The following is a 6,693-nucleotide window of genomic DNA, read 5'->3' as shown; positions in this document are numbered from 1 at the left end:
AGGCGATGCCGATGTGCGTGGTGTGGGGCCGCGACGACCACGTCATCCCGGTGCGGCACGCCCGCAACGCCGCGGCGGCACTGCGCCACCCAGCGGTCGACGTCGAGGTCCTCGCCGCCCAGGACGCCCACGATCTCGCGGACCAGCGCGAGGTTGACCCGGGCGCGACCGGTGCGGAAGACGTCGTAGACGGTGGTGCGCGCCACGCGGGCCTCGTGCTCGCCGAGCCCGGCGTCGAGACGGCGGCGGGCCACGCGACGAGCGATCTCGCCGTACGACGGCTCGCCGGCCTCGAGCCGCAGCTGCTGCAACCGGTTCGCGAGGAGGTCCCACTCGCTGCCGTGGGGCGACTGGGTCGGCGTGTCGCTCACGACCTGGTCCTCCCTCCGGGGCTGGGGCGGCGCTCCGTGGCGCCGACCCTCCGGCCGCCCACTGTACGAGGGCGCGTCCGGGTTGTTCGGATTCGTTCGGGACTTAACCGGGGGTGGTGGAAATCGCAGGTCAGGGCCTAGAACTGATGGTGTCGTGGTCGTGGCGCCGGGGGGAGCCACGGCGACGGCGGCAGCGCCGCGCCCGCCCCGTCACCCGTGAAGGGGTGCCCCGCGCGAACAGATCGAGGAGCCGCATGAGCAGCATCAACGCCACCGACCCCAGCCGGGGCTCGTGGTCGTCGCACGAGTTCACCGCCGACCTGAGCCACCTCGTCTTCCCCGACGAGGTCAGCGCCGAGCGGGAAACCCTGCTGGTCAGTCCGGAGCTGCGCGTCGACCAGACGCACCTGCACTTCCCGCAGTCCGGCGGCTCGCTCTTCTACTGGATCTTCTCGTTCCGCTGGCAGGGCGAGCAGTGGCACGGCCAGCTGCACGAGTCGCGCCACCGCGACCTCCTGGTCACCCAGGCGCGTGCGGTGATGGCTGGCTTCCTGCCCTTCAGCAGGTTCAAGGCCACGGCCGCGGAGGTCCGCTCGGAGCAGCAGGACTACACCACCGACGACCTGCGTGCCTTCGGGCGCCGGCACCGCCAGGAGACGCTCGGCTGGTAGTCCGTTCGGCCGGAACTGGCGCCGGCTCGCGGGTCAGGTGCGGGCGAGGAACGCGAGCGCCCGCTCGAGCAGCAGCGCCGTCGCCGCCGCGTCGTACGACGCCAGCGAGCGGTCGGTGAACAGGTGCTGGTCGCCGGGGTAGGTGAAGAGCTCGGCGCCGGCCCCCACGACCTCGACGAGCTCGCGGGCCGCGTCGAGGTCGCCGCCGCCGGCGAACTCGGGGTCCTCGGCCATGCCGTGCACCTGCACCGGGACGCCCGCGGGCCAGGGCCCGAAGGCCCAGTCGCCGGTGACGGGCACGCACGACTCGAGCAGCAGCGCCCCGCGCGCCCCTGGGCGCGTCTGGGCCAGCCGCTGGGCGGCCATCACGCCGAACGAGATGCCCGCGTAGACCAGGTCGGGACCCAGCGTCTCGGCGGCCGCGACCGCCCGCTCGGTCAGCGTGTCGAAGCCGCTCTCGCGGGCGAAGGCCATGCCCTCCGCGAGGGTGGCGAAGGTCCGGCCCTCGAAGACGTCGGGCGTGTGCACCGTGTGCCCGGCCTCGCGCAGGTCGTCGGCGAGCGCGCGGACCCCGTCGGTGAGGCCCTGGACGTGGTGGAAGAGCACCAGCTCGGTCATCCGCCGATGCTGGCAGGGGCGGGGTGCGAAGTAAAGGCCGGGGGCCGGGTGTGCCCACCGGGGTCGTGGCCTACGCTGCGGCGGTGCACGAAGCCCGACCACGTCGGTTCCTGCGGCACCCCGCCCAGCTGGTCGTGCTGGGCTTCGCGGGTGCCGTCGCTGTCGGCACCCTGCTGCTGCTCCTGCCGGTCTCGCGCACCGGCACCGCGGGAGCCGACCTCGTCACTGCGCTCTTCACCGCCACCTCGGCCGTGTGCGTCACCGGGCTGGCCGTCGTCGACACCGGCACCTACTGGTCGGGCTTCGGCCAGGCGGTGGTGCTGGCGCTGATCCAGGTCGGTGGCTTCGGGATCATGACCCTGGCCTCGCTGCTCGGGCTGCTGGTGTGGCGGCGGATGGGTCTGCGCAGCCGGATCACCGCGATGGCCGAGACCAAGGCGCTGGGCCTGGGCGACGTGCGCAGCGTGGTCCTCGGCGTCGCGCGCGTCAGCCTGCTGGTCGAGGCCGTGGTCGCGGTGCCGCTGGGCCTGCGCTTCTGGTGGGCCTACGACTACTCGCCCGGGCGGGCGGCGTACCTCGGCGTCTTCCACTCCGTCTCCGCCTTCAACAACGCCGGCTTCGCGCTGTGGTCCGACAGCCTGACCCGCTACGTCACCGACCCGTGGATCTGCCTGCCGATCGCGGCCGCCGTGATCCTCGGCGGGCTGGGGTTCCCGGTGGTGCTCGAGCTGCGCCGCCAGCTGCGCCGGCCGCGGCGCTGGAGCCTGCACACCAAGATCACCGTCTCGGCGACGCTCGTGCTGCTGGTCGCCGGCACCGTCTTCGTGACCGCCAACGAGTGGCGCAACCCGGCCACGCTGGGCGCGCTCGACGCCGGCCCGGGCCGGGTGCTGGCCGGCTTCTTCCAGGCGGTGATGCCGCGCACCGCGGGCTTCAACTCCCTCGACCACGCCCAGATGCACGAGGGCACCCTGCTCGGCACGGTGGTGCTGATGTTCATCGGCGGCGGCTCGGCGGGCACCGCCGGGGGCATCAAGGTCACCACCTTCGTGCTGCTGTGGTTCGTGATCTGGGCCGAGGTGCGCGGCGAGCAGGACGTCGAGGCGTTCGGACGCCGCATCGACGACCGCGCGACGCGCCAGGCGCTGACCGTGGCGCTGCTGTCGGTCGGCGTGGTCACCGCGGCGACCGTCGCCCTGGTCGAGATGACCCGCCTGCCCACCCACCAGGTCCTCTTCGAGGCCGTCTCGGCCTTCGCCACCGTCGGGCTCTCGACCGGCATCACCGCCGACGTCGGCACCCACGGGCACCTGGTGCTGACCCTGCTCATGTTCGTGGGCCGACTGGGCCCGGTCACGCTCGTCTCCGCCCTCGCCCTGCGCGAGCGGCGGCGCGCCTACAGCCACCCCGAGGAGAGGCCGATCATTGGCTAGGAACAAGCACCGGGCCGAGGAGCACCGCTCCCGCCGCCCGCACCGGCACGGAGCCTCCGACGGCGGGGTCGTCGTGCTGGGGCTGGGGCGCTTCGGCAAGAGCCTGGCCCTCGAGCTGGTCGCCGAGGGCACCGAGGTGCTCGGCGTCGACGCCGACCCGCGCATCGTGCAGTCGCTCAGCGGCCGGCTGACCCACGTCGTCACCGCCGACACGACCAACGAGGAGGCGATGCGCCAGCTCTCCGTGGGCGACTTCGACCGGGCCGTCGTCGGGGTCGGCAACGACCTCGAGGCGAGCATCCTCTCGGCCTCGGTCGCGCTCAACCTGGGCGTGCCGATGGTCTGGGCGAAGGCGATCAGCCAGGCACACGCCCGCATCCTGACCCAGATCGGGGTGCACCACGTGGTGCGTCCCGAGCACGACATGGGCAAGCGGGTCGCCCACCTCGTGCGCGGGCGGATGCTCGACTACATCGAGATCGACGAGGGCTACGCCATGGTCAAGACCAGCCCGCCGGCCGCCATGCACGGCACCTCGCTGGCCGAGTCCGACGTACGCCGCCGCTGGGGGGTGACCGTCGTCGGGGTCAAGAGCCCCGGCGCGGCCTTCACCTACGCGACCCCCGAGACGGTGCTGGCGGCCGGCGACGTGATCGTCGTGTCCGGCTCCCGCCAGGACGTGGAGCGCTTCAGCGACATGAGCTGAGCATGGCGCGGCGCCGGGCCCGCAGGGGGCACACTGTGCGGGTGCCTCTCGGACCAGCACGATCCCCCCGCCGCCCTGCCCACTCCCTCTCCGGCCACTCCCGCTCCGGCCACCGGCGCCACCGTCACCGGCCGCACCGGCTGCTGCCGGCCCTGGTGCTCGCCCTGGCGCTGGTGCTGCCCGCCGCCGGCCCCGCGGCCGCCGACCCCGACCCGGGCCCCGGCCCCGATCCCGCGCCGGAGCCCGTCGCCACGGTGCTCACCGCCGAGGCACCCGCCCGGTACGCCGGCAGCCGGGTGCCGGTGCGCCTGCTGCTCACCGACGAGGCCGGTGAGCCGGTCGCCGGTGCGGCGCTGCGGCTCGAGCGGCGCCGCGACGGCGTGTGGAGCGAGGTGCCGGCCGGCCCGACCGACGAGACCGGGAGCGCGACCGCCGAGGTCGAGGCCGCCCGAGCGCCCAAGGACAACCGGGTGCGGGCGTCGTACGACGGCGACGAGACCCACGCACCCTCCGGCACCGGGCTGGTGCGCCTGCGGCTGCGCCGCCGCAACGCCGACGTGCGGCTCGACGGGCCGGGCAGCGTGGTCGACGAGCAGTCGGTGCGGCTGCGCGTGCGGGTCACCACCGGGGCGGGCGAGCCCGTCGAGGGACCGGTGCGGCTGGAGCGCCGGGCCGGGCGCCGCTGGGTCGAGGAGGAGCGGCTGCGCCTCGACCAGCGCGGGCGGGCCGCGACCAGGGTCGCCCCGCGCGAGGACACCCGCTACCGGGCACGGGTCACCCGCCGCCCCTGGCTGGACAGCGGCACGAGCACCGTGCACCGCCTCGACAACCGCCCGCCCGGCACGCCGGTGGCGCTGCCGAAGGGCGCCCCGCGCCCGCGCCGCTCGCTGCCCGCGCAGCCGCGCGCGGTGGGGGAGGGGTCGAACGCGAAGGTCTCGCGGATCCCGGGCGGGGTCTGGAAGCAGATGACCGGTCGCAGCTGGCACGCCGGCTGCCCCGTGGGCCGCGCCTCGTTGCGGCTGCTGCGCATCAACTACTGGGGCTACGACGGCTACCGCTACCGCGGCGAGCTGGTCGCGCACGCCGACGCCGTGGGCCGGATGAGCCGTGCCCTGGCCGACATGTACGCCCGCGAGCTGCCGATCCGCTCGATGTACCGCGTCGACCGGTTCGGCTGGTCGAAGCGGCTCAAGGGCGCCGACGACCACGCCTCCATGGCCGCCGGCAACACCTCGGCGTTCAACTGCCGCCAGGTGGTGGGCCGTCCCGGGGTGCGCTCGCCGCACTCGTGGGGACGCTCGCTCGACGTGAACCCGTGGGAGAACCCCTACCGGACCTCCGGGGGCTGGCTGCCCACCGGCTGGTGGGTCGGGCGCAGCCACCCCAGGGTCGCCTGGCGCTCGGGCTCGCACGCGGTGGTGTCGCTGATGCGCGGGCACGGGGTGCGCTGGACCTACGGCACCGCCGACGCCCACCACTTCGACGCACCCGCCGGGGGCGGGCGCACCGCTGGTCGCGGCGACCGGCCCCACCTGCCGCCGGTCTGCGACCACGAGGTGTGCCACTGAGCCGGGCGCGGCCGGGGCTAGCCTGCCGCCCATGAGCGAGTGCGTCTTCTGCCGCATCGTGGCCGGCGACCTGGAGGCCGACCTGGTCCTCGAGACCGACGACCTGGTCGGCTTTCTCGACCAGCGCCCGGTCTTCAAGGGCCACGTGCTGCTGGTGCCCCGCGAGCACGTCGTGACCCTGCCCGACCTGCCGGCCCGGCTGCGCGACCCCTTCCTGGCCGCCGCCCAGCGCATCGCCGGGGCGGTCGTCGACGAGCTCGGCGCGCAGGGCAGCTTCGTCGCGGTCAACAACACCGTCAGCCAGTCGGTGCCCCACCTGCACCTGCACGTGGTGCCGCGCACCAAGGGCGACGGGCTGCGCGGGTTCTTCTGGCCGCGGCAGAAGTACGCCGACGGCGAGCGGGCGGCGTACGCCGCGAGGCTGCGCGCGGCGCTGGGATGAGTCGCGGCTATCGTGCAGACGGCGCGGTGACCGCACCGCGCGAGCGCGCCCTGCGCGCACCGCAGACTTTCGAAGGAGTTGGGTAGCAGATGGGTCGTTTCGACGGACGCGTCGTCGTGGTCACCGGGGGAGCGCGGGGCATCGGCTTCGGCACCGCCACCCGTTTCGCCGAGGAGGGCGCCTCGGTCGCCATCGTCGACCTCGACGAGGCCGCTGCCTCCGAGGCCGCGGGCCGCCTGCCCCTCGTCGACGGCGCCAAGGCCGCCGGCATCGGTGCCGACGTCAGCAACGGCGAGTCGGTGGAGGCCGCGGTCGCCCGGGTCGTCGAGGAGCTCGGCGGCATCCACGTGGTGGTCAACAACGCCGGCATCACCCGCGACAACCTGCTCTTCAAGATGACCGAGGACGACTGGGACCTCGTGATGGGCGTGCACCTCAAGGGCGCGTTCTTGATGACGAAGGCCGCCCAGAAGCACTTCGTGGAGCAGAAGTACGGCAAGATCGTGAACATCTCCAGCGTCTCGGCGCTGGGCAACCGCGGCCAGGCCAACTACTCCGCGGCCAAGATGGGCATCCAGGGCTTCACCCGCACCCTGGGCATCGAGCTGGGCCCCTTCGGCATCAACGCCAACGCCGTGGCCCCCGGCTTCATCGCCACCGAGATGACCGACGCCACCGCGGCCCGGCTCAAGATGGACGTCGACGAGTTCCGCGCCCTCTCGGCCGAGGCCAACCCGGTCAAGCGGGTCGGCTTCCCCGAGGACATCGCCGCGGCCGTGGCCTTCCTGGCCAGCGACGAGGCGTCGTACATCACCGGCCAGACCCTGTACGTCGACGGCGGCGCCAAGCTCGGCTGAGCCGCGCCCTCCCCCCCGTCGTCCCCA

At 74.1% G+C, this 6,693-nt stretch carries 8 protein-coding genes; 6 read left to right on the top strand and 2 right to left on the bottom strand.

Annotated features, from left to right (window positions below):
• On the bottom strand, positions 1-371 hold a 371-nt coding region (locus ABKW28_RS02875; protein WP_348606199.1), incomplete at its 3' end, for a hypothetical protein.
• Between the two features lie 254 nt (positions 372-625).
• Here ABKW28_RS02875 and ABKW28_RS02870 point away from each other — a divergent pair.
• On the top strand, positions 626-1,042 hold the full coding sequence (locus ABKW28_RS02870; RefSeq protein ID WP_348606195.1) for a hypothetical protein: 417 nt from the start codon (positions 626-628) through the stop codon (positions 1,040-1,042).
• A 33-nt stretch (positions 1,043-1,075) separates the two neighbouring features.
• Here the strand turns inward: ABKW28_RS02870 and ABKW28_RS02865 are convergent, their stop codons facing one another.
• Positions 1,076-1,660: a dienelactone hydrolase family protein gene (locus tag ABKW28_RS02865; protein ID WP_193669149.1), complete on the bottom strand. Its 585-nt coding sequence runs from the start codon at positions 1,658-1,660 to the stop codon at positions 1,076-1,078.
• Positions 1,661-1,743: 83 nt separating this feature from the next.
• Between ABKW28_RS02865 and ABKW28_RS02860 the strand changes: the two genes are divergently transcribed.
• From ABKW28_RS02860 to fabG, 5 genes are all read left to right on the top strand, one after another.
• Positions 1,744-3,093 (top strand): potassium transporter TrkG, encoded by a 1,350-nt coding sequence (locus tag ABKW28_RS02860; RefSeq protein ID WP_348606193.1) that lies wholly within the window; start codon positions 1,744-1,746, stop codon positions 3,091-3,093.
• The gene (locus tag ABKW28_RS02855; protein ID WP_227491740.1) at positions 3,086-3,799 is read left to right on the top strand and encodes a TrkA family potassium uptake protein; all 714 of its coding nucleotides are present in this window, start codon (positions 3,086-3,088) and stop codon (positions 3,797-3,799) included. The genes ABKW28_RS02860 and ABKW28_RS02855 overlap by 8 nt, the downstream gene beginning before the upstream one ends.
• Before the next feature lie 41 nt (positions 3,800-3,840).
• Entirely contained in the window at positions 3,841-5,367 is a 1,527-nt protein-coding gene (locus tag ABKW28_RS02850; RefSeq protein ID WP_348606191.1) for a M15 family metallopeptidase, read from the top strand.
• Between the two features lie 31 nt (positions 5,368-5,398).
• Complete coding sequence (locus tag ABKW28_RS02845; RefSeq protein WP_341231141.1) at positions 5,399-5,809, top strand: HIT family protein; 411 nt, start codon at positions 5,399-5,401, stop codon at positions 5,807-5,809.
• Between the two features lie 89 nt (positions 5,810-5,898).
• Positions 5,899-6,666 (top strand): 3-oxoacyl-ACP reductase FabG, encoded by a 768-nt coding sequence (fabG, locus tag ABKW28_RS02840; protein ID WP_348606189.1) that lies wholly within the window; start codon positions 5,899-5,901, stop codon positions 6,664-6,666.
• The last annotated feature ends 27 nt before the right edge of the window (positions 6,667-6,693 follow it).

It is taken from the genome of Nocardioides sp. 31GB23, from assembly GCF_040012395.1.
Lineage (GTDB): Bacteria > Actinomycetota > Actinomycetes > Propionibacteriales > Nocardioidaceae > Nocardioides > Nocardioides salarius.
This window is presented reverse-complemented; position numbering and strand designations above follow the sequence as displayed.

What these genes read in the sequence shown, in the direction of transcription:
- ABKW28_RS02870 (WP_348606195.1), top strand. Translation starts at nt 626, where the DNA reads ATGAGCAGCATCAACGCCACCGACCCCAGCCGGGGCTCGTGGTCGTCG.
- ABKW28_RS02865 (WP_193669149.1), bottom strand. Translation starts at nt 1,660, where the DNA reads ATGACCGAGCTGGTGCTCTTCCACCACGTCCAGGGCCTCACCGACGGG.
- ABKW28_RS02845 (WP_341231141.1), top strand. Translation starts at nt 5,399, where the DNA reads ATGAGCGAGTGCGTCTTCTGCCGCATCGTGGCCGGCGACCTGGAGGCC.
- fabG (WP_348606189.1), top strand. Translation starts at nt 5,899, where the DNA reads ATGGGTCGTTTCGACGGACGCGTCGTCGTGGTCACCGGGGGAGCGCGG.